At 71.6% G+C, this 22483-nt stretch carries 17 protein-coding genes and 1 tRNA gene; 11 read left to right on the forward strand and 7 right to left on the reverse strand.

The features are described from left to right. The first annotated feature begins 268 nt into the window (after positions 1 to 268). Together Plo01_RS36330 and Plo01_RS36335 are read left to right on the forward strand one after the other, a co-directional pair. Positions 269 to 436 (forward strand): hypothetical protein, encoded by a 168-nt coding sequence (locus tag Plo01_RS36330; RefSeq protein ID WP_203895318.1) that lies wholly within the window; start codon positions 269 to 271, stop codon positions 434 to 436. A gap of 575 nt (positions 437 to 1011) precedes the next feature. Then, on the forward strand, positions 1012 to 1356 hold the full coding sequence (locus Plo01_RS36335) for a hypothetical protein (RefSeq protein ID WP_203895319.1): 345 nt from the start codon (positions 1012 to 1014) through the stop codon (positions 1354 to 1356). Positions 1357 to 1428: 72 nt separating this feature from the next. On the opposite strand, the gene Plo01_RS36340 is transcribed toward Plo01_RS36335, so the two are convergent. After that, positions 1429 to 2545 (reverse strand): IS3 family transposase gene (locus Plo01_RS36340; protein WP_373871760.1). Its coding sequence is split into 2 segments (ribosomal slippage): positions 1429 to 2341 and positions 2340 to 2545, totalling 1119 coding nucleotides; the frame shifts between segments, so codons are not numbered across the junction. Between the two features lie 151 nt (positions 2546 to 2696). On the opposite strand from Plo01_RS36340, the gene Plo01_RS36345 reads away from it, so the two are divergent. The 5 genes from Plo01_RS36345 to tsaA all read left to right on the forward strand — a co-directional run bounded on the left by Plo01_RS36345 (position 2697) and on the right by tsaA (position 9072). Further along, a complete protein-coding gene (locus Plo01_RS36345) occupies positions 2697 to 3284 on the forward strand; it encodes a YciI family protein (protein ID WP_239317769.1) in 588 nt (195 codons plus the stop codon). A 368-nt stretch (positions 3285 to 3652) separates the two neighbouring features. Then, positions 3653 to 7579: a non-ribosomal peptide synthetase gene (locus tag Plo01_RS36350; protein ID WP_203895321.1), complete on the forward strand. Its 3927-nt coding sequence runs from the start codon at positions 3653 to 3655 to the stop codon at positions 7577 to 7579. 168 nt (positions 7580 to 7747) lie between these two features. After that, a complete protein-coding gene (locus Plo01_RS36355; RefSeq protein WP_203895322.1) occupies positions 7748 to 8134 on the forward strand; it encodes an alpha-amylase inhibitor in 387 nt (128 codons plus the stop codon). Positions 8135 to 8244: 110 nt separating this feature from the next. Next, the gene (locus tag Plo01_RS36360) at positions 8245 to 8595 is read left to right on the forward strand and encodes a hypothetical protein (RefSeq protein WP_203895323.1); all 351 of its coding nucleotides are present in this window, start codon (positions 8245 to 8247) and stop codon (positions 8593 to 8595) included. 75 nt (positions 8596 to 8670) lie between these two features. Beyond that, positions 8671 to 9072, forward strand: a complete 402-nt coding sequence (gene tsaA / locus Plo01_RS36365) for a tRNA (N6-threonylcarbamoyladenosine(37)-N6)-methyltransferase TrmO (RefSeq protein ID WP_203895324.1) — start codon at positions 8671 to 8673, stop codon at positions 9070 to 9072. A 196-nt stretch (positions 9073 to 9268) separates the two neighbouring features. On the opposite strand, the gene Plo01_RS36370 is transcribed toward tsaA, so the two are convergent. Next, positions 9269 to 10432 (reverse strand): DUF418 domain-containing protein, encoded by a 1164-nt coding sequence (locus tag Plo01_RS36370; RefSeq protein ID WP_203895325.1) that lies wholly within the window; start codon positions 10430 to 10432, stop codon positions 9269 to 9271. Positions 10433 to 10657: 225 nt separating this feature from the next. Between Plo01_RS36370 and Plo01_RS36375 the strand changes: the two genes are divergently transcribed. After that, positions 10658 to 11404 (forward strand): restriction endonuclease, encoded by a 747-nt coding sequence (locus Plo01_RS36375; RefSeq protein WP_203895326.1) that lies wholly within the window; start codon positions 10658 to 10660, stop codon positions 11402 to 11404. A 254-nt stretch (positions 11405 to 11658) separates the two neighbouring features. Here the strand turns inward: Plo01_RS36375 and Plo01_RS36380 are convergent, their stop codons facing one another. Then, positions 11659 to 12813: an amidohydrolase family protein gene (locus Plo01_RS36380; protein ID WP_203895327.1), complete on the reverse strand. Its 1155-nt coding sequence runs from the start codon at positions 12811 to 12813 to the stop codon at positions 11659 to 11661. Positions 12814 to 13017: 204 nt separating this feature from the next. Between Plo01_RS36380 and Plo01_RS36385 the strand changes: the two genes are divergently transcribed. Together Plo01_RS36385 and Plo01_RS36390 are read left to right on the forward strand one after the other, a co-directional pair. Beyond that, positions 13018 to 14433 carry a type I glutamate--ammonia ligase gene (locus Plo01_RS36385; protein ID WP_203895328.1) on the forward strand — a complete coding sequence of 472 codons (1416 nt, stop codon included), beginning with the start codon at positions 13018 to 13020 and terminating at the stop codon, positions 14431 to 14433. Between the two features lie 173 nt (positions 14434 to 14606). Then, complete coding sequence (locus tag Plo01_RS36390; RefSeq protein ID WP_203895329.1) at positions 14607 to 15785, forward strand: hypothetical protein; 1179 nt, start codon at positions 14607 to 14609, stop codon at positions 15783 to 15785. A 111-nt stretch (positions 15786 to 15896) separates the two neighbouring features. Here Plo01_RS36390 and Plo01_RS36395 read toward each other — a convergent pair whose 3' ends face one another. The 4 genes from Plo01_RS36395 to Plo01_RS36410 form a co-directional block, all read right to left on the reverse strand. Next, on the reverse strand, positions 15897 to 18116 hold the full coding sequence (locus Plo01_RS36395) for a DEAD/DEAH box helicase (RefSeq protein WP_203895330.1): 2220 nt from the start codon (positions 18114 to 18116) through the stop codon (positions 15897 to 15899). Between the two features lie 153 nt (positions 18117 to 18269). After that, positions 18270 to 18905, reverse strand: coding sequence for a mycothiol-dependent nitroreductase Rv2466c family protein (locus Plo01_RS36400; RefSeq protein ID WP_203895331.1), 636 nt, complete (start codon positions 18903 to 18905; stop codon positions 18270 to 18272). Next, positions 18902 to 21277, reverse strand: a complete 2376-nt coding sequence (locus Plo01_RS36405) for a transcriptional regulator (protein ID WP_203895332.1) — start codon at positions 21275 to 21277, stop codon at positions 18902 to 18904. Before Plo01_RS36405 ends, Plo01_RS36400 begins: the two co-directional genes overlap by 4 nt. 2 nt (positions 21278 to 21279) lie before the next feature. Next, a tRNA-Pro gene (locus Plo01_RS36410) sits at positions 21280 to 21352 on the reverse strand. 419 nt (positions 21353 to 21771) lie between these two features. Here Plo01_RS36410 and Plo01_RS36415 point away from each other — a divergent pair. Further along, a complete protein-coding gene (locus tag Plo01_RS36415) occupies positions 21772 to 22200 on the forward strand; it encodes a hypothetical protein (protein ID WP_203895333.1) in 429 nt (142 codons plus the stop codon). Positions 22201 to 22483 lie beyond the last annotated feature (283 nt).

Raw genomic sequence — 22483 nt, forward strand, 5'->3', positions numbered from 1 at the left:
AAAACTCAGCAGTCCTCAATCGTCGCTTGAAGACGTGGCGGAAGCCGACCGAAACTACACGATCTAGAGCGAACGCCCATCAGGCAAGCAGAGCAGTCATTTTACAACGATTGCCTGATCCCGCAGAGAACCGCGGAACCGGGCGATCGAATTACTGGCCGACCGTCACTCCTGACGCCGACACGGTGATTAGCGCTCTCAGTGCACAAGCAGTCACCCGGATGGCGGCCGGTCAGATTCAAATTCCACTGCAACCCGGGGAGAAGCCGTGCTCAAACTGACCGTGTCACAGCTCCCGAACGGCCGTGAGCGGGTCAGCCTGACCCTGTCGTTGCCGCTCCCGCGTGACCGCGTGCTCCGTGACCTGTGGATCATCATCCTCGTTATTGCGACGATCTGCATGCCGGTGCAGACCGGCATCGTCATCCTGCTCTAGCGAGTGCGGCCCCGCCCCTCTCGGATGGGCGGGGCCGCTTTGCGTTCTCAGCTACAGCAGGGGTTCGTGTCCCTCCACTAGCTTGCCGGTTCCCGTGAGGAGCACGTCGGGCGAGCTGCTTACGGCCTGAGCTGGGTCTGCGCCGACTGCGATGGCCCGCAAACCTGCTTCGATCAGAGCGCGAGCTGCTACATCTGCGCGGCTTCCGTCTAGGGGCTGCTCTCCGTGGAGATATAGACGCGCTTCCCCCTCCTGGATGAACAGGCAGATTCCGCCAGGGAAAGGAGCGTCAGGCGGGATGTCCTTGCCGTCGTCTCGCACGACGAAACCTGCGGCCGTCAGGGCTTCCTCGGCCTGGGTCAAGATCTGCTGCGGGTCCATGATGTAGAGAATTCCAACGTGTGAGGAAATGTGGCCTCATGTGAAGTTCTCGAAAGAATCAAGATTGCTCAATGAACGATACCCTCAAGATCGTCAGTGTCGCTCGATAATCGAGCCATTGCGGTCCGGCCAGGAGAGTACCCCGTAATCCACCCGTCCTTGTCAGTAGCCCGCCTGTGCTGCACCCTGACGGCATGACCGCTTGGTTGGTGAGCGAGGACACGAGGCTGCTGGTTCGCATGGACCAGATCGCAGCGGTAGGCATGTTAGCTGTCGATCAGAAGTGGGCTCAGGTCGTTGTAGGTACCGGCATCATCCACGGAAGCCAGGGAATGGTGGCGTTGACCTGCTCCCGTCAGGATGTGCTGTACGCCCGCGTCCAGTTGATGGGATTCATCGCCGGGGCGTTGGCCAAGTTCAATCCCGCCGGTGGCCCGGTATACGTACACGCCATCTACAAAAAATGGCCGCGGCGCCGACCTGACCCGATCTGGCGGGTGACGCAGACGATTCCGGGATACGAGCCGATCAGCCGCTGACCAGCAGCACCCACAGCAGCCGTTCATGAGGGGCCTCGGAGATTCCGGATAGCCGTCTTATGGTCGTAGAGCCTATGCGGCTGCTTGTTGTGAAAGGACCTCGTTCAATACCTCCAGGGATGGCCGGTAGCCGAGCGCCGAGTGCAGGCGCCGCCGGTTGTAGAACCCTTCGATGGAGCGGATGACCTGCCGTCGTGCTTTGGCTCGGGTGGTGAGGACGAAGCGGTGCAGCCACTCGTTCTTGATCGCGGAGAAGAACGATTCGGCCATCGCGTTGTCCCAGTAGACACCGGTGCGGCCGACCGAGCGGCGGATGCCCGAGCCGGCCAGGAAGCGGCCGAACTCCTGTGAGGTGTCGTTCGAGCCGCGGTCGGCGTGGAAGACGGCGCCAGGCTGGAGCAGGCCGGTGCCGGCGGCCATCCGGATCGCGTCGATGATCAGCTCGGTGCGGTAGTGGTCGGCCATCGCCCAGCCCGGCACCGCCTTGCTGTGGCAGTCGATCACCGTGGCCAGGTAGAGGAAGCCCTTCCAGGTGCGGATGTAGGTGATATCGCCGACCAGCTTGATGCCCGGTCGGGCGGCGATGAAGTCGCGGTCGACCAGGTCGGGGATGCCCCGATAGTCACCCTGGACGGTGGTGGCCGGCCGGAACTTCCTGACCTGGGCGGGGATGAGGCCTTGCTCGCGCATCAGGGCGCGGACCAGTTCGGCCGAGCAGTGCTCGCCGCGGCGGACCAGGGCAGCGTGCACGCGCCGATATCCGTAGGTCTCATGGGAGCCGGTGGAGATCTCGGTGACCAGGGCGGCCAGCAGCGTGCGGCGTTGCGCGGTGGCCGAGGCCGGCCGAGTGCGCCACTCGTAGTAGCCCGGGCGCGACACGCCCAGCCAGGCGCACATCTTGGCGATCTTATGGTGCGCCTTCTCCGCGTCGATCAGCTCGTACGTGGCGAGCGTCATCGATTCCCGGATGAGAAGAAGGCGGCCGCTTTTTCAGGAAGATCAGCTTCTCGCGCAGCTCGGCGTTCTCCCGCTCCAGCTCCCGGATCCGGGCCCGCTCCGGCCCGGAGACCGGTGGCTCGTCCTGGCCGTGCACGATCCGGTGCCGGTTCACCCAGCTGCCCAGGGTGCTGGCGTTGATGTCGAACTCGCGCGCCACCGACGCGACCGTCCACTCGCCCTCCAGCACCATTCGGATGGCTTCTTCTTTGAACTCGGGCGAGAACTGCCTACGACGCCTCGTCACGTACTTACCTCTTCCAGACTTCTATCAGCTTATGTAGCCAACTGTCCGGAATCTGTAGGACACCTCAGGTGTACGGCTGTCGCCGGACCATTGCGACATGAAGCGATCGCTGTGGTTCATGGTAGGTACTGTCGGTGTGGAGTTCTTCTGTTATCACCGTGATCGGCCTGAATCTGCGGCGCTACGTGATGAGCTGCGGGAAGAGCACTGGTCCTACATGGACCGGTACGCGGAGGGGATGATCGCCCGTGGTCCGACCTTCGAGCGGGGCGGTGACACGGCCACCGGGAGTGTGCACATCCTCGACCTGCCGGATCTCGCCGCCGCGCGCGCGTTCGTCTTCGACGAGCCCAACTACCAGGCCGGTGTGTACCGGGATGTGATGTTGCGTCGGTGGCGCAACGTTCTGGGGCGCACCATGTGGGATTTCCCCGGCGGCAGAGAGGGCGGCAACCGGTATCTGGTGCTGGGCCTCGGCTCCGGGCAGGCTGTCGATCTCGTCCCGCCGACCGGCCGCGACGAGCTGATCGCGTACGGACCGTTGCTGTCCGACGACGGCGCCACCTGGCTGGGTACGGCGCTGCTGGTCCGGGCGCCGGACCCGGATGCGGCGCGCGCCGTCCTGACCCTGGACCGGTACGCCGGCATCGAGGTCCACGACTGGGAGTTCGGCGGGCGGCGGTAACAGGCACATGATCGTCGCCGAGGCGGGGGGAACGAGGCTTCATCGTCTCCGCTGTGCCCACGCTCGGTTGCTTGGCTGTGTACGGCGTGCTGTGCGGCTTGGAGAGGAGGCGTCCGCAGGATCCGGACCATGGGGCGGGCCGAAGATCGAACGGGGTGAGCGGGAGCGCGTCGCGTGAGGGCCTCGTGTGATCAACGGTGGCATCAATCGGGCGAGCGGGTGGTTGCGGACGAAAGGGGGTGAACATCTGGCGGGTTGTGAAGATCGGGAAGTACGGTGGCGATGTTCAGGGTCGGCTGTGAGCCGGCGCCGTGACTGTTTGCCTTGCTCGATCTTGTCGACGCCGCCGAGTTGCGAGGTGCCCGCCCATGATCGAAGACGCCTATCCGCTGGCCGCGCTGCAGGCGGGGATGCTGTTCCACAGCGAGCTCGACGCCTCCACCTACCACGATCTGACCACGCTGACCGTGCGCGGCCGCTTCGACCGGGAGGCCATGGAGGCGACGCTGTCCGACCTCGCCGCGCGCCACCCGATCCTGCGCACCGGCTTCGACCTCACCGGCTTCAGCGAGCCGCTGCAACTCGTGCACGACGCCGCCACGATCCCGCTGGAGGTCGTCGAGTCGGGGGAGGGCCTGGCGGCCTGGCGCGAGGACGAGAAGCGCCGTCCCTTCGACTGGAGCCGGCCGCCGCTGCTGCGGGTCTGCGCGCACCTGCTGGAGCCGGGCAGGTTCGCGCTGAGCGTGAGCTTCCACCACGCGATCCTGGACGGCTGGAGCCTGGCCTCTCTCATCACCGAGCTTCTCGAACGCTACTCCGCCCGTCTCCGCGGCCTCACCGTGCCCGTACGGCCGCCCTCGGCCGCCTTCCGCGACCTGATCGCGCTCGAGCGCACCGTCCTGGCCTCGGAGGAGGCGCGCGCCTTCTGGGAGCGGCAGGTCGCCGACGCTCCGGACAGCCGCCTGCCTCGCCTGCCCGGCTACCCGCGCGACGGCGTGACCGACGTGCGGGGCCACGCCGTCCCGCTCGACCGGGAGCTCGTGGCACGGCTGGAGCGGGTGGCGCGCGAGGAGCAGGTGCCCATGCGCACCGTGCTGCTGGCCGTACACCTGCGGGTGGTGTCGCTGCTCACCGGCCGCGCCGACGTCCTGAGCGGGATGCTCGTGCACGGCCGTACGGAGAGCGAGGGCGCGGAGGAGGCGCTCGGCCTGTTCCTCAACACCGTTCCGGTACGGCACAGCCTCACCGCTCCCACCTGGCGTGAGCTGATCAAGGAGGTGTTCGCCGCCGAGGTGGCGTTGCTTCCGCACCGGCGCTTCCCGCTGTTCGAGATCCAGCGGATGGCCGGCCGCACGCCCCTGCTGGACGTCACCTTCGACTACCGCGACTTCCACGTGTACGGCAGGCTCCGTGCCGAGGACGACCGGACCGCTGATCGGCGGGATGACGCGGCGGCCGATCGGGCCGGCGGTCGCACGGGCGCTCCGTACGCCGGTCAGGTGACGCTGGAGGGACAGGACCACTTCGAGCAGACCGACATCCCGATGACCGTGGGCTTCTCGCGGGAGCCGTCGGGCGCCCTGGTGCTGGTCCTGTCGTATGACCGCACCCAGTTCTCCGAAGCCCAGGCCGGCGACGTCGCCGGGCACTACCTGCGCGCGCTGGCGCACCTGGCCGCCGATCCGGGCGCCGACCCGCGGCCGGCCGACGACTTCCTCGGCGGCGACGCGGCGCTGATCGACGGCTGGAACGCCACCGCGCGCCAGTACGCGCCGGTGACCGTGCACGAGCTGGTGCTGGCCCAGGCGCTGCGCACGCCCGAGGCGCCCGCGGTCGTCTTCGAGGGGGAGTGGCGCACCTACGGCGAGCTCGCCTCACGGGTGTTGCGGCTGGCGCGGGTCCTGCGCGAGGCGGGCGTCGGCCAGGACCGGGTGGTGGGCGTGTTCCTGGAACGCGGCCACGATCTGCCCACCGGCCTGCTGGGCGTGCTGGCCGCCGGGGGCGCCTATCTCCCGCTCGAGGTCGACCATCCGCGTGAGCGGTTGCGGCTGATGATGCAGGACGTCGGCGCCACGCACGTGGTCACCTCGGCGGACCTGGCCGACCGGCTGCCGGACGGCCTGGCGGCGATCCTGGTCGACCAGGACGGGCCCGCTCTGAGTGACGTGCCGGATATTTCGCCTGACGCGCTGGCCTATGTCTTCTTCACCTCCGGGACCACCGGACGCCCGAAGGGGGTGGGGGTCTCGCACCGCGCGGTGGTCAACCGGCTGCTGTGGGGGCAGGAGACCTTCGCCTTCGGCCCGGAGGACCGCGTCCTGCAGAAGACGCCGTACGGCTTCGACATCTCGGTGTCGGAGCTGTTCCCGCCGCTGATCGCCGGGGCCGGGCTGGTGATGGCGCGGCCGGGCGGCCATCTGGAGCCGGACTACCTGGCCGAGCTCATCACCACCGAGCGCGTCACCTACGTGCACTTCGTCGCCTCGATGCTGGCGGCCTTCCTGGAGCTGGGCGATCGGCTGCCGCCGCTGCCGCGCGTCGTCAACGGCGGCGAGGCGCTGCCGCCGGACGTGGCCGCCCGGTTCCGCGGCGGTGAGCTGCTCAACCTGTACGGGCCGACCGAGGCGACGGTGGAGGTCTCCTGGCACCGGTGCGCACCGGGTGAGCCCACGGTCCCGATCGGGGTGCCGATCGCCAACAGCCGCCTGGAGGTGCTGGACGCCTCCCTGCAGCGGGTCCCGATCGGCGTGGTGGGCGAGCTGTACATCGGGGGTGTCCAGCTCGCGCGCGGCTACCTCGGGCAGCCGGGGCTGACGGCCGACCGGTTCGTCCCCGACCCCTACGGCTCCGGCGGACGCCTGTACCGGACCGGCGACCTGGCCCGCTGGCGCCCGGACGGCGAGGTGGAATACCTGGGGCGCAGCGACTTCCAGGTCAAGATCCGCGGCATGCGGGTGGAGCTCGGCGAGATCGAGGCGGCGTTGCTGGCCTTCGAGGAGGTCAAGGCCGCCGTGGTGGTGGCCAGGCCGGGCGCGGGCGGGCCGCGGCTGGTCGCCTACGTGGTGAGCGGTGAAGAGATCGATTGGCGGGCCCGGCTGGCCGCGGTGCTGCCCGGCTACATGGTGCCCTCGGACCTCGTCCGGCTGGAGGCGCTGCCGGTCTCGCGCAACGGCAAGCTGGACCGCGCCGCGCTCCCCGAACCCGCCTCTTCCCGGGCCGCCTCCTACGTGCCGCCGCGCGACCCGGTCGAGGCGCACCTGGCCCAGCTGTGGGAGGAGGCGCTCGAGCTGACGGCGGTCGGCGTGCACGACGACTTCTTCGAGCTCGGCGGGCATTCGCTGATCGCGTTGCGGCTGGCGATGCGGATACGCAAGGAGCTCGACCGGGAGCTGCCGGTGGCCGCGTTCCTGTCGGCGCCGACCGTGGCGAAGCTGGCCGACGTGCTGCGGCAACCGGCCGACATGGGCAGCGCGAGCCGGATCGTGCCGCTGCAGCCCGACGGGGACCGTACGCCCATCTTCTTCTTCCACGCGCTGGGCGGGCAGGTCTTCCGCTACCACCCGCTGGCCCGCCGGCTCGGCGCCGACCAGCCGGTGTACGGCGTGGAGGCGCAGGGGCTGGCGCCCGGCGAGCAGCCGCATCGCTCCTTCGCCGAGATGGTCGAGGACTACCTGCGCCACCTGCGTGCGGTACGGCCGCACGGGCCTTACGTGCTGGGCGGGTTCTGCATCGGCGGCAACATCGCGATCGAGGTCGCCCGCCGCCTGCGCGCCGACGGCGAGGAGGTGCCGCTGGTCGTGCTCATGTACTCCGACGCCGACGAGCCGGTCGTCGCCGCCACCCTGGATGACGAGCGGGCGCTGCTGTTCCACGCGCTGGCCGGCGGACCGCTGGAGGTGGACTGGGAGGAGCTCGGCGCGATGGAGCCGGAGCAGCGGCTGCTGGCGGTGATGGGCGCGGCGGCGGCCGCCGACCGGCTGCCGCCGGACACGGCGGATGTGGAGCAGGCGCGCCGCTACCTGGAGGTGTTCCGGGCCAACGCCCACGCGATCGGGCGGTTCGAGCACGATCCCTACGACGGGCCCGTGGCGATGTTCGGGCCCTCGGGGTCCGCCCTGGGCTGGCAGGCGATCGTCAAGGGCCCGCTGGAGGTCGTGCCGATCCCCGAGGAACGCGTGGTGATCCTGTACGAGCCCCTGGTCATGGAGACGGCCGCCACCATGAGGAAGTGGATGGACCACGGCGTCAACGCCGATGTGAGAGACAGCGCGTCGGAAACTCAAGTGTCATCGTGAAATAGCAGGTCGGAAGCATCCTCCCCCGCGCCCGGGCGCGGGGAGGGGCGGTGCCTCGTCCCATCCGGACCCGTCGTGCCCGTCGACGGGATCAACGGATCCTCAACATCGTCTCAACACGTCCCGCACTACGGTCCAGGCGTTCAGACGATCGGATGAGGAGAGGATATGAAGACCCTCACGAAAATCGGCGTCGTGGTCGCGGCGACGGTGTCCTCCGTGACGATCGCGGGGGCGACGCCGGGCACGGCCGGTGCCGCGTCCGCCGCGCCGCCGGCGTCCGCCGCGCCGGCTGTGGCGGTGGCGGTGGCGGTGGCGGTGGCGTCGGACGGTCTCGCCGCGGCCGCCGGAACCGCCCCCGCCTGCGTCGCGCGCTACGTCAGCCAGGCCTCCAAGGCGATCATCCTGCGCAACACGTGCAAGAAGAAGATGCGCGTCAAGGTGATCATCAAGCGCGGGCCCGACAGTCCCTGCTTCGGCATGGGCAAGGGCAGCATCCGCGCCTGGAAGTGGGGGACCCCGTACTCCGGCTACGACAAGACCGTCGTCTGCTGACCCGCGCTCCCGCGCCCGCGCGCTCCCGTTCCACGCGCGGACCCCTCATTGCTCTCGGCCGCGCAGCCGAGAGCGTCCACGCTATCCGACCCCAATCGAAGGAGGACGTCATGAGCAGAACGGTGAAACTCGCCACGGCCGGATTTCTCGCCACCCTCGCCCTCGGCGTGAGCACGCCCGCCGCGGTTCAGGCCGCGGCTCCCGAGGTCGTGGCCTCCGCCGCCTCGACCTCCGTCTCGGCATCCGTCTCGACCTCCGCCGGGAGCGCCGCCGCCCTCGACCGGGCCGCGCTGGACCGCTGGGTCACCTACGGGCACTACCCCACGAAGTGGCAGTGCAAGGCGCAGGGCAAGTTCTACACATTCAAGAAGAAGCTGGCCAAGTCCTACCGGTGTGTACGGAAGGTCAAGATCGGCCCCTTCAAGACCTACCGCCTCGACCTGCTGATCCCCTGGCTGTGATCTCCTGGCCGTGATCCCCGCCGCGGGCCGCCCCGGAATCTGGCGCATCGGGGCGGCCCGCGGTACGGAGGAGGCATGACGTACGAGATTCATCCGATCGGAGTCGTCCGGTCGTCCTTGGTGGACCGCGAGAGCGCTCCGAAGCAGGGGGCGGAGGGCGCTCCCGACGCCTGGCTGATGTTCGAGCCCGCGATGGCCGACGGCATCCGTGATCTCGCGGTCGGCGACGAGGTGTTCGTCCTCACGTGGCTGCACCTCGCCGACCGGTCCGTGACGGCCGTGCATCCACGCGACGATCCGCGGAACCCGCTGACCGGCGTCTTCAGCACCCGCTCCTCCGACCGGCCCAACCCCGTCGGCCTGCACCGGGTCCGGGTGCTCGCGATCGACGGGCTCCGGGTGCGGGTGGCCGACCTCGAGGCCGTCGACGGCACCCCGATCGTCGATGTGAAACCGGTCCTGGACGGAACGCGCTAGCGGGTTCCCGTGACCGTCGTCATCGGGGGAGCGTGCCTGCGGGACGTTCCCCGAAGGCATCCGTCCCCGGCGCCGCTCGAATCGCTGGAGCCGCTGTCTTCCAGGGGCCCGCCGCGGGTGCCGATATGCCTGGAGCTCGCCGGTACGGACGCTCCGCCTGCCGGGCGGCCGGGATCGCCGGAGGGCCGGACGGGGGTCAACGGGATCGTGACGGGGCCGCGGAGAGCAGGGTGAAGCGCCTCAGGAGCCATTCGATCGGGCCCTGCCGGTGGTGACGCAGCCACCGGGCGCTCAACGTCAGGAGGACCGCGTAGATCGCCGCGGCCACGCCCATCACCGCGACGGGGGCCAGTTCGCCCGCCAGCGCCAGGCCGTACCCGGTGAAGACCAGGCAGGCCAGCACCGACTGGCCGATGTAGTTGGAGGCCGCGACCCGGCCGGCGGGGGCCAGGACGCCGCCGACCGCCGGGACGCGTCTGATCAGTTCGAGCAGGGTGACCACGTAGGCGGCGGCCAGCATCAGGGAGGTCACGTTGTTGACCGCCATGCCGATCAGTTGCGTGGTGCCGTCCGCCTGGGCCGACCAGGTGAAGAAGACCGCGGCGGGCAGGCCGACGCCGTACCCCAGCCACAGGATCCGGGGGACCAGGCGGGCCCAGCGCTCCGGCTCCTCGAACAGCCGGGACTTGCCCGCCGCCAGGCCGAACAGGAACAGCGCCATCGCCATAGGCCCCTGGCCGATCCACACGAACGCCGCGAGCACCGGGTAGGTCTCCACCTGGAAGCGGAGGAAGCTCAGCGGCCCTCCGGTGACCAGTTCCTCGGCTCTGGCGGCCGCCGCCGCGTCGAGGGCCGGGGTCGCCGCGCCCCCCGGGTCGAGCAGGGTGAGTCCGGCCAGCAGGAGCCAGATCGCCGACGTCACGCCGATGATCCAGCAGCCGGCCTTGACCGCGGTCCTGGGCCGCATGTCGCGCATCCCCAGCAGGAGGAGACCGAGCACGGCGTAGAGGGTGAGGATGTCGCCGATCCAGAGCAGGAGGCCGTGCGCCACGCCCAGGACGAACAGGCCCAGGCACCGGCGGAGCATGCGGGACTTGACCTTCCCGCCCCACGAGCGCATCTGCAGGGTGAAGGAGTAGCCGAACAGGAAGGAGAAGATGACGTAGAACTTCGTCAGGATCAGGGTGCTGACGGCGAGGGCGACCGGGCCCTCGCTGATGGGCATGGCGCCCATGCCGACGGCGTATCCGGGGTCGGCGAAGAAACCGATGTTGGCGATCAGGATGCCGCCCAGCGCGAAACCGCGTACGGCGTCGATTTCGTGGATGCGCCGGGAAACCGGGGCACTGGCCTGGGTCATGGTCCGATGCTAGGAATCCGGTGAATGACGCACATCGAACTTTGGGGGCGCGTGCCGCGACCAAAGTCGGTGGAGCGCTCGCGGATGCACTCGGGGATGAATCCGTCACCTGCGGGGAGGAAAGGACGCTCAGGCCATGCGCCGGGTGGTGGATTTTGTCGGGAGCGAGGTTCACACTCGACGCATCTTCCCGTTCTCCCTCTCCTTCTCCTTCCGGAGGCCGTGATGGTGAAGCGCAGATCACCGGCGGGGAAGCGCGTCACCCGCCGGGGCAGGAAGAAGAGCCGGATCGGCTGGGAGTGGCTGCTCGTCCCGCTGGCCGTCTTCATGGTGGGGCGCGCGTTCTGGGAGGACCTGGCCTCCTCCTGGCCGGTGCTGCTCGGCGCGGTCGCCGTGCTCGCGGCCCTGCTGTCCGCCGTCTTCCTGGTGGTGCGCCGGATGGGGGCGGCCTACCGCAGGGAGGCGTTGCGGCGTGCGGGGCTGGACCGGCTGAACGCGCGCCAGTTCGAGAAGCTCACGGCCGAGCTGCTGCGGCGCGACGACTTCGGCCGGGTCCGTGTCGTCGGAGGGGCCGGGGACGGGGGCGTGGACGTGCGCGGCGCCGCACCGGACGGCCGCGGGTACGCGATCCAGTGCAAGCACTACACGCGCCCGGTCGGCCCCGGGGCGGTGCGCGACTTCGTGGGCGCGTTGCAGGCCCGGCCGTACCGCGGCCACCAGGGTGTCTTCGTGACCTCGCACTATCTCAGCGCGCAGGCCGCCCGCACGGCCCGCGAGCACGGCGTGATCGTCATCGATCGGGACCGGCTGGCCGACTGGCTGCTGGGCGCCTACCGTCTCGGCCCGGACCGCGGAGCTCCACCGGTTTGGCTGGCCCGGCTGCGCAGCGGCCGTCAGGCGCGAGAGCGGCTGCGCCCGCCGTCGTCCGCCCAGGCCGACGAACTCGGCCTGGGCGGCGCGGCCGCGGAGTGAACGGAGCGAGATCGGTTCGGGGAGGTCGTGGACGAAGGGAGACATGATGATTGCGTGGGTTTGGTGCGCGACCGCGACACCTGAGGGCGCGGAGGCATACCGGCGGCATTTCACCGAGTCGGTCCTGCCCGCCCTGCGAGACGTCAAGGGACACCGCGGCGCCTACCTGTCGCTACGCCGGGGGAATGGAGAACCCTCCCAGCAGGCCCGTGTACTTCTTCGGACGCGGCGGGAGATGTCCGCGCGGAACGACGTCAGCCGGGGAGGCGGTAGACCCGGCGGGCGTTGCCCGCGCCGATCATCCCGGCGATCCGGCCGGCGTCCCGCTCCGTCCAGGCGTCCTCGGCCAGCCCTTCCCGGAGCAGCCCGGACAGCGCGCCGCGGAACAGAACCGAACCGAGGTGGTACAGCTCGGGCAGGCCGTACGCGTCGGAGGCGTAGAGCAGCTTGCCGAACGGGGTCAGCTCCAGGGCCTCGGCGAGCAGCGCCCCGGCCCGCCGGCCCACGTTGTGCAGGGCCAGGCTGACGTCGGCGAAGACGTGCGGGAACACCTGGGCGAGGTATCCGGCCTCCCGGTGGTACGGGTAGTTGTGCAGCAGCACGATCGGCACCCCCGCCGGCGCGGTCGCCCGGAGCAGATCGGTCAGGAGCGCCGGGTTCGCCCGGGACAGGTGCACATCCGGGTCGCCGTACCCGACGTGGAACTGCACCGGCAGGCCGAGGTCGAGCGCCGTGTACACCAGGAACCGGTGCAGCACCTCGTCCGCCAGCCGGGCCGGGGCGTCCGGCCGCGCGGAGGCCAGCCACCGGCCCGCCGCCGCGGCGATCTCCCCCTCTCCGGGCCGGTACGGGGCCAGCGCCAGCCCGGCCCGGTAGGCGGCGACGGACTTGGCCCCGACCACCCGGCCCTCCCCGGCGCCCGCCAGCTCGGTGAGGCGCTCGCGGAAACGGCCGGCGAAGCCCCGGGCGGAGGTCCCGGACTCGACGACCTCCTCGGCGACGTGCTCCAGACGGAGGATCTCGTACCCGGGCGCCCCGGCTGCCTCGGCCAGCTCGCCGGGGGAGAGCAGCGACCGGGGGTTGTGCCCGGTGTCCACGCACAGGGCGCCGAGCCCGGCCGCGCGCAGCAGCCGCCGGGTCACCTCGGCGTGGCCGAGCTCCTCCCGGCGGGCGAGATACTCCTCCGGCTCGGCATGCCGGGGCAGGTCGAGCACGGGCGCGCACCAGCGGCGCACGGCGAACCCCGCCTGCGTGTCGAACAGGCTCCCGCCCAGCGGGGAGGCGCTCTCGGCCTCGGTCAGCATCGCCTCGAACCCGGCGCGCGACAGGTCCCGCGGCACGACTCCGTGGCAGTGGTGGTCGATCAGCCGGAGCGCGGCGACCGCGGGCAGGAGTTCGGAGGTCGGCATCGTCCAAGACTTACCACGGCCGGGCCGATGCGCCGAGGATCCAGGACTCGCCGTGGCCTGGCCGGTATGCCGGGCGGCCGGGACCCGCCGTCGCCGGACTGATGCGCCGGGCGGCCGGGATTCGCGGCGGCCGGGCCGAGGTATCGAGCGACCAGGGCCGCGAGGGCGGACGATGTCTAGTCTGGAACCGTGGAGGTCACGCCGATGCCACCGATACCGTCCACATCGCCGACAGCACAGCCGCTGACCGCTCCCGAGCGGGCCCGCCGCGCCGGACAGGCCCGTACGGCCGCCGCCGGCCTGGCCGCCGACGGCGTCGAGGCCACCGCGGTGACCTGGGTGGACACCAGCGGCATCACCCGGGTCAAGGCGGTGCCGCTGGCCCGCCTGGAGCAGGCGGCCGCCTGGGGCGTCGGGGCCTCGCCGGTGTTCGACGCGTTCCTGCTCGACGACTCGATCGTGTCCGGGCGGTACGCCGGAGGCCCGGTCGGGGACCTGCGCCTCTATCCGGACCTGAGCAGGCTCACCCGGCTGGCCGCGCTCCCCGGCTGGGCCTGGGCGCCGGCCGACCGCTACGACCAGGACGGCGTGCCGCACCCGCTGGACGCGCGGCTCCTGGCGGGGCGTGAGGCCGCCCGGCTGGCCGGGGACGGCTACGCGGTGCGCGCGGCCTTCGAGATCGAGTGGTGCGTCTCCGCGGGCGCCGGCGACGAGTTCGTCCCCGCGTCCCGGGGCCCGGCGTACGGCATGGCCCGCCTCACCGAGCTCGCCGGTTACCTGCGGGAGATCCTCGCCGCGCTGGCCGCGCAGGGGGTCGCGGTCGAGCAGGTGCATCCCGAGTACGCCGCCGGCCAGTACGAGGTCTCCGTCGCCGCGGCGGATCCGGTCGGCGCGGCGGACCTCGCCGTGCTGGTGCGCGAGACCGTCCGCGCGGTCACGGCGCGGAACGGGATGCGCGCCACCTTCGCGCCGAAGGTGCTCGCCGGCGGGGTCGGCAACGGCGGCCACGTGCATCTCAGCCTGTGGCGCGACGGGACGGCCCTGATGTCCGGCGGTTCCGGCCGGTACGGCCTGACCCCCGAGGGAGAGGGCTTCACCGCCGGGATCCTGGAGCGGCTGCCCGCCCTGCTCGCCGTCGGCGCTCCGGCGGTCGCGAGCTACCTGCGTCTGGTGCCCTCGCACTGGGCCGGCGCGTTCGCCTGCTGGGGGAGGGAGAACCGGGAGGCGGCGCTGCGGCTGGTCACCGGCTCGGCGGGGGAGCGTGATCGGGCGGCCAACATCGAGGTCAAGTGCGTCGACCTGGCGGCCAACCCGTACCTTCTGGTCGCCGCGCTGCTGGCCGCCGGCCGCGCCGGGATCGAGGCGGGCCTGCGCCTGCCGGAACCGGTCGAGGAGGACCCGGCCGGCATGGACGAGGAGAGCCTGCGGAAGCTGGGGATCGCAGCCCTGCCGGACTCGCTGGCCGAGGCCGTCGCCGCGTTCGAGAACGACCCGGTCCTCGGCGCGGCGCTGGGGCCGCAGGTCGTGGACACCGTCGCGACGGTACGGCGGGGCGAGCTCGCCCTGTTCGACGGCGCGAGTGCCGAAGAGGTCGTCGAACGCAGCCGCTGGCGCTACTGATCCCGGTCGTGATCACCGGGTTCGCCGGTCTCGGCTGCGGTTGCGGTTGCCGGTGCGGTTGTCGGTGCGGTTGCCGGTGCTGTCGGCGAGGGCCGTTGCGGGACGCGCCGGTGCCGGCTCCCCGAACCAATCCTGGAGATCGCGCATCTCACGGGTGAACGGGGAGGATGGTCATGAAACTCAAAATCGTCATCGGTCCTGTCACCGCCGCAGTCACGTCCGCGGTCATCGCGGCGGCCGGGGCGCCGCCCGCGAGCGCCCGGGCGGCGGAGGCGTCGAGGCCGGACGTGTCCGCGGCGAGCACCGGGCCTGCCGTACCGGGGTCGTGGGCTCACCATGCGGGAATCGAGCCTGCCGTACCGGGGTCGTGGGCTCACCGCGCGGAGACCGGATCCGTCGAGCAGGGACGGTGGATCAAACTCGCGGGCACCCGGGGCGAGCTCAACGAGGCCGCGGGGGCGCCGGTCCGGCTCGCCTCGTACTCCCTCGTCTTCGACGCGGGCCAGCAGCACTACGGCTACCTGCGCGAGGGGGACCGGTTCGTCAGGACGCCCTACCGGGAGGCGCTGGCGGCGCCCGGGGGCAGGTGGGTCGCCGGCATCGAGGACTCCCGGCTGTGGCTGGCGAAGCGGAAGATCGACCTGATCGACCGCCGCAGCGGGCGGACGCACACGATCTCCCTGCCGGCGCCCGTGACCTCTCCCGAGTGGTCCGCGGACGGCCGTACCCTCCTGCTCACCGCCTACCGGCCGCACCGTGACGGCAGCCTCACGACAATCGGCTTCGTCACGGTGGACGCGGCCGAACGCACCGCCCGGCTGGTGCATGCGGGACCGCGTCACCGCGTGAGCGACTGGGGCATCGGGCGCTCCCACCGCTTCTACTTCGCCGGTTCCGCGGACCGGGTGCTGGCCGTGCGCAACGGGCCGGAGGCCGGGCCGCGCAAGCGCCGCATCGCCGTCTACGACCTGGACGGCAGGCAGCGCCGGGTCTACACCGGCGTCGGCACCCTCGACGAATGGCACACGACGACGCCCTTCTCGCCCTCGGGACGGTTGTTCGGCACCCTCCTGGGCGATTCCCGGGACAGTGGCGGGGGAGGGCCGATCGGCATCGTCGACGCGGAGACCGGGAAAATCGTGCACCGGTTCGGCCGGGACGTCCGCGCCTTCGCCGGCTGGTACGACGACGAGCACGCGATCGTCCAGCGGGAGCGGGCCGGGACCCGGATCTACCAGCGCGTCGATCTCTCCGGCGGCGACGCCGTCGATCTGATCCGGGAGAAGCTGGTCGCCGGACCCGCCGATTACCGGCCCCACCTTGAGCGGGTCAACTTCGTGCGCCGTAGCTGAAGGGATGACGGGCTCACGGGCTCATTGCCGTACGGGCTCACCGATCGAAAGGTTCGCAGACCGAAAGGCTCACGGGCCGGGGAGCCGGACCGCCGGCGGGGGCTCGGCGGTTCACGCGGAAGAGCTCTCGCCCACCGGAGCGCCGGGTGCGGTCGCGAACGCGCCGAGGGCGAGGCGGCGCTGCTCCTCCTCGACGATCCGGCGGGCCAGTTCGCGCTCGGAGACGTCCACGGCCTCGGCGGTGGACTCGGCCAGGTCGCTCCGGCGGGCGTAGGCGTCGAAGAGCTTCGTCTTGGATCTCAGGATGTCGAGCATGCGCTGGTCGATCGTGTCCGCCACGAGGAGCCGGTGCACCTGCACCTTGCGCACCTGGCCCATCCGGTGCGCGCGGGCCACGACCTGGGCCTCGATGCTCGGCTTGACCTGCGGCTCACACATGATCACCACGGAGGCGGCCTGCAGGTTGAGCCCCACGCCGCCCGCCTGGACCTGGCTGAGCAGGACCGCGTGTCCCGCGGCGCGGGAGAACTCGTCCACGATCTGCTGGCGGCGGGCCGGGGCGACGTCTCCGGAGAGCGGCCCGTGCGCCCGGCCGTCCAGGGCGGTCCGCACGCTCGCGAGCACGTCGCGGAAGTAGGAGAAGATCACCACTTTGAGCCCGCTGGCCTCCGCCTTGTCGACCAGTTCGAGCAGGCGCTTCAGCTTGGCCGAGGTGCCGGGGACGGCGTAGGCGGCGCGGCGCATGGCCATGAAGTTCCCCGCCGCGACGGCCTCCCGGTAGGCGGCGAGGTCGGCGCCGCTGAACTCCACCCAGTCCTCGGCCTGGACCAGGTCGGGCAGCTCGGTGAGCACGTCCTCCTGGTTGCGGCGCAGGTAGACGGGGGCGACGGCCTTGCGGAACGCCTCCGCCCCGACGATGACGTCGTCGTGGCGGCGCAGGTTCACGGACAGGTTGAGATCGAGATAGGAGACCAGGGCGCGGAACTCCTCGGCCCGGTTCTCCATCGGCGTGCCGGTCATGAAGAGCACCCGCTCGACGCGCTTGCACCAGCGGGCGACGGCCCTGGACCGCCTGGCCTGACGGTTCTTGACGTAGTGCGCCTCGTCCACGACGAGCATGCCGACCTGGACGCGGGGCGGGAGCTTCAGCCGGTGCAGGCTGTCCAGGGTGACCACGGCGACGCCGCCGCGCCGTACCCACTCCTCCTGGGCCGCCAGGCGCGTGCTCCCGTGCAGCGGGTAGGCGTCCAGGGTGCTGCGCGCGTGGATCTCCCGCACCCAGTTGATCAGCACGCTCGTGGGGCAGACCACCATGAAGTGGTCGTTCCCCTCCGCCTTGAGATGTGCCAGGGCGGCGATGGCCTCGATCGACTTGCCCAGCCCCATCTCGTCGCCGAGGATCACCCGGCGCTGGGCGAGGGCGAAGCGGGCGCCGAAGTCCTGGTAGCCGCGCAGGGAGACCCGCAGGTGGGTCTCGTCGAGCGCCTGCGCGCCGACCTTCGCGACCAGGTCGTCGGGGAGCAGGCCCCGCGCCGCCGCGCCGGGTTCGCCGGGCTCGCCGGCCAGCTCGGCGAGGAGGCTGTAGTAGTCCGACGCCCGGAACTCGAAGTCGGTCCACGCCTCGAACTCCGAGACCGGGGGCCGGAGCAGGTCGCTGGTGACCTGGGCGAGCAGGAGCCGGGTCTCGCGGGCGCCGTCCAGCAGGCCCGCGAGTTCCGCCAGCGCCTCCCCGGCGCGGCGGCGGCGTCCGCGACCGGTGAACACCAGCCGCAGGCGGCTTCGCGCCGGGCGCGCGGCCGTCAGCAGCGGCCCGAGCCGCCTGGCGAGGTCACGCGCGGCCTCACGGGCGACCGGCAGGTCGGGGCCGACGTTCACCAGCCGGTGCAGCGCGATCACCAGGTCCGTGGTCTCGCGGCCGCGTTCCTCGGCGTCGAGGCGGATGCCGACGGTCTCCTCGACCGCCCGGGCGATCTGGCGGGCCGCGGCGTGCACCCGTTTCACCGTCTGCGCGCCGACCCCCGGAAGCAGCTGGAGCTGGTACGGCGAGGCGTCCAGGACCTGCAGGACCGTGGTGTAACCGGCGCGCTCCAGGGCGCCGACGCGGAGCCGCCCGCCGGTCACGTCCTTGAGCCGGGTGAGGGGGATCGCGTCCAGTTCGGCCCGGGCCAGTTCGGAGCGGAGCGCGCCGAGCACCTGCTTGACCACCTGGTGGACCAGGGCGTGCTCCTGCAGGAGGGTCCGCGCGTCGGACAGCAGGCGTTCCGCGTTCCGGCAGAGGGCGTTCGCCTCCTTGGTCGTGAACTCCCTGCCCTCCGGTCCGGCCACGCTCACGTTCTCGTCCTCCTCCGAGCCGGATCGACGGTCGAGCTGCCCTTTATGTCGTGAAGGCTTGGGTTGTGTAAAGCGGATACAGCAGTATGCGCATGGATCTCCCCCCGAGGGGAGATGATCGCCCGATCCTCACGGCTCCGCGGGCGGGCCGGATCAGCCGAGCCGGGGCTCCCCGTGCGGGGATCCCTTCAGTTCGTGGAAGCCCGGCACCCCGGCCACCAGCAGCGTCCCGTCCCAGAGGCGACCGGCCTGCTCGCCCCGGGGGATCCGGGACATGACGGGCCCGAAGAACGCCACGCGCCCGCCGCCGGCGTCGGTGGCGGCGACCACCGGGGTGCCGACGTGCGTGCCGACCAGGGCGATGCCCTCGGCGTGCGAGGCGCGCACCAGCTCGTCGTACTCCGTCGACATGCCCGCCCCGGCCAGCTCCACCGGGAGTCCGGCGGCCGCCAGCGCGTCGTGCAGCGGGCCGATCCAGTCGCCGTGCTCGCGGTCGACCGTCCACATCGCGGTGTAGAACCTGCCGAGCGCCTCCTGCCCGTGGTGATGCCGTACGGCGGCGCAGACGCGCACCGGCACCCACAGGTACCCCTCGGGGTCGCCCTCCGGATCGTCGTCCCGCCCCTCGTTGAGCACGGACAGGCTCATCACGTGCCAGCGCACCTCGACCGGCCTGACCTTCTCCACCTCCAGCAGCCACCGGGAGGTGATCCAGGTGTACGGGCAGGCGGGGTCGAACCAGAAGTCCGCGATCGTCCTGGTCGTCCCGGTCGTCTCGGCCGTCGTCACCCGTTCCTCCGGATCGTCGCAGGGCGCAGCCAGTGGGCGCCGGCCGACCAGCCCAGCAGACGGCGGCCGCCGCCGTCCGCCGTGCCGCCGGGGGCGAAGGAACCGCCGGCGGCGACGTGCACCAGGCCGGCGAGCGCGGGGGCGAGCCGGTCGCGGACGCCGGGCGGCTGCTCGCTGAGGCGCGCCGAGAGCAGGCCCGCCGTACCGCGCGGATCCCCGGCGCCGGGCAGGGACATGAAGAAGACCATGTGGCGCCAGGCGTAGGCGACGTCCTTGATGGTGGACAGCGGCCGGGGGTTGTGCTCCAGCTGCGAGGTGAGCCTGGCCGCGACGGTGAACGCCCGGTCGGCGAGCGCCCGCCAGCCCGCCGCGGGCCGTACGCCCACCCGGTGGACCAGGGTGGCCAGGTTGTGCGTGGTCAGGATCTGCGCCTGCTCGATGACCATGCCGTTGGCGGCCACCGAGTACGAGCCCTGCGGAGCGCCGGACCTGGACAGGCAGAGCCCGTCGAACGTGCGGGAGGTCCGCGCTGCGTACCGGTCGTGCGGCCGCGTGTCGGCGATGGCCCGCACCGCGCGGTAGTCGATGCCGTAGTAACGCTCGTACAGGCTGCCGCCGAGCAGCTCACCGGCGACCTTCGCGGCGGCGGGGAACTTGGCGGAGAAGGACCCCGTGAAGATGTCGGCGGCCAGCTCCTCCACCCACGGCAGGTCCTGGCCCGCCTCCCGGCCCAGCGCGGCCAGCTCGCGGATCAGCGGGTTGGGCGGGAGCGTGCCGGGGAAGCCGTCGAGCGCCAGCTCGCCCAGGCGCCGCAGGGCCGTGCCGGCGTCACGACGCCTGGAGTCCCGGCTCGTCTCCTGCCTCGTCTCCCGGCCGGTCTCCCGGCTCGTTTCCTCGCCCGGCTCCCCGCCGGAGTCCCGGTAGGCGCTCACCGCCCGCACCCAGGGCAGCTCCTCGATCTGGACCTGCCGCTCCAGGTCGAGCAGGAGCAGCGACCGCCGGTTGCGGAAGGCCCGGTAATTCGCGGCCATCAGCGACCGCAGGGCGTCGTCGGGATAGGCGGCGGCGGTCACCGCCGCGGCGATCTGCGGTATGAGCCGGGCCAGCACCTCGGCGGAGGGGACGACGCCGGCGGCGATGAGCTCCTCGACCGTGCCGGCGAGCGAGCGGCGCACGACGTGCCGGATCGCCTCGGGCACCGCCGCTCCCGCGGGAACCCCGGTGGCCGCCGCCTCCTCGGCGGTGACGGGCCCGGTCAGCGCGTCGGCGGAGCGCACGCCGCGGTCCTGCGGCAGGTCGGCCAGGCGGCCCACGACGATCCGGGCCAGCGTGTGGTGGGCGGGGACGGAGGCGTCGTCCGCCTGCCGCCGGCGCAGCGCGGAGTGCGGGGCCGAGCCGGGACGACCGCGGCGGCGGAGCATCGCGTCGACGGCGTGCTGGAGCAGCCCCCGGGCACGCGGGGAGAGCGCACGGCCGGCCACGACCTCCTCCAGCGAGGAGCGGAGGATCGCGAGGTTCTCCTTCGGCTTGCGGTGCTTGGCGCAGCGCGGGTGGGCGGCGGCGAGCGCGCGGTACCGGTCGAGCAGGGCCGCGGCGCGGCCGAGCCACTCGTCCCCGATCACGCGGGCGACCCGGCCGTCCTCGGCGGTCTCCAGCCAGAGCGCGAGCATCTCGTCGGCGAGCGGGTTCCAGACCGTCAGCGCCTCGCGCATCGTCTCGATCCGGTCGTTCGGCCCGCGCCGGGCGAGGGCGTCACGCGCGTCTCCGGCCGTCTCCCGCCACACGACGTCCGGGGCGAGCCTGGGAACGTCGGCCGGGGCGGGGGCGAAGCGGAGCCGGTCGGCGTACGGGCCGATCTCCTCCAGCAGGGCCAGCGCGGCCGGGACGTCCCCGGCCCGCACCAGCCAGGCCACCACGGGCAGGGCGGCCTCCTCCGGGACCTCCATCCGGTAGCCGCCGCCGTCCAGGAGGGCGTCCAGCTCGGTCAGGCCCGGTTCGGTGAGGTGGTGGGCGAAGACCGACCGGCGGTCGCGCGCCAGCCCGGCCCGCCGTACGGTCTCCTCCTCGTGCGGGCGCAGCGGCCCTCCCGCGGCCGCCTCGCCGGTGGCGAACCCGCCCCGCACCACCTGGGGCGTCGCCCAGACCGGGAGGCCGGCGACAGGCTTGCGGGACCCGATCGACAGCGTGCCGGAGACCATGCCGCGCAGCACGGACTCCCAGCGGCGCAGCCGTCCCTCGGCCCGCCGCCGGGTCTCCTCGTCCGCGTGGATCAGCGCCGTGACGAACGCCGTGGCCAGCTGCCCGATCGGATATCCGGTCCCGGCCTGGATCCGGGGCCCGCGGTCCTCCGCGGCCGGTTCGTTGTTCTCCATAGCCAGCGTGGCGGGTTCCGCCCCCGCGCCCTCCGGGTCCCAAGCCCGGCGCTCTTCTGACTGAGCTACACGCTGTCGTGCGCCCACGGCGGCACGGGCGCCGCGGCGATCACGCGGCCGACGATACCCCGCAGCACCATCGATTCCCACCGATATAGCACCGCTTCCGGGGCGGCACCGGCAGCGGTCTGCCGGTCCTTCTCGGATGACCGGAAATTCAATAATTGCACTGTTCTAATGGATGATCGACTGGTTATCCCGCTATGCGGAGACCGTCTCGCCTTTGCGGTCCTCGGCCATGACGGCTTGATTGTCGCGAGCCCTTGCTGTCAGAGGACAAAATGCGCTAAACGGAAGATCGCCATTTATCAAGGGATCAAGGGATCAAGGGCGTCTATCTGGTGTGGAGAAGGCAGGGTGGTGTGAGCGTAACCCCGAATCGGCGAGTGGAGCCGGAGAGCCGGCCCACGGTGCGGGATGTCGTTCGTGGCGTCGTGACCGACGTGGCGCCCGAGGAATTGCCTCTGGTCGCGGGACTGCAGGGAATCGACCACGAGACGGCGGTACGGCGGCTGCGCCGTATGACGTCCCGGAAGGAGCCGCTGGGATTCGGGCTTGAGGAGATCACCGCCCTCGTCACCGCCGTCGTCTGGATCGCCCTCGACGAAGCCCTGAAGGGGGCCGTCGGGGCGGCGGTGGAAACGGCGCGGCAGCGGATGGTGAAACGCACGCGGGCCATCCTGGGCAGGCGGGATCCCGATCCCTCGATCCCGCCGCTGACCAGGGAACAGCTGGCCGTGGTGCACGCGCGGGTCCGGGAGTCGGCCGTCAAGCTGGGGATCTCGGAAAAACGAGCCGCCCAGATCGCCGACAGTCTCATCACCCGGCTCGCCCTGGAGCCCCCGAAGGGCGAGGAGGAGTGACGCCGTCAGGGGCCGGGGCGGACCCCGGCCCTTCCGGCACCACGCTGCGCTTCCTCCTGCTGGGCATGCTCATGCTGGCCGGCACGGCCTCGATGGCCGTCGACACCATCCTGCCCGCGTTCGTGGAGAACGTGGCCGGCAGGAGCCGGTGCAGGCTCGCGGCCGGAGCGGACCCCTCGGCCGAAGGGGTGTTCGTCTATTCGTCGGCTTACGCGAACCTTGAGGCGCTTGAGGAGTGCTACGACCGGTTCGGAGTGAGGACGCCTGAGTGGGAAGCGGCGGT

The sequence above is a fragment of the Planobispora longispora genome, from assembly GCF_016863135.1.
Classification (GTDB): Bacteria; Actinomycetota; Actinomycetes; order Streptosporangiales; family Streptosporangiaceae; genus Planobispora; species Planobispora longispora.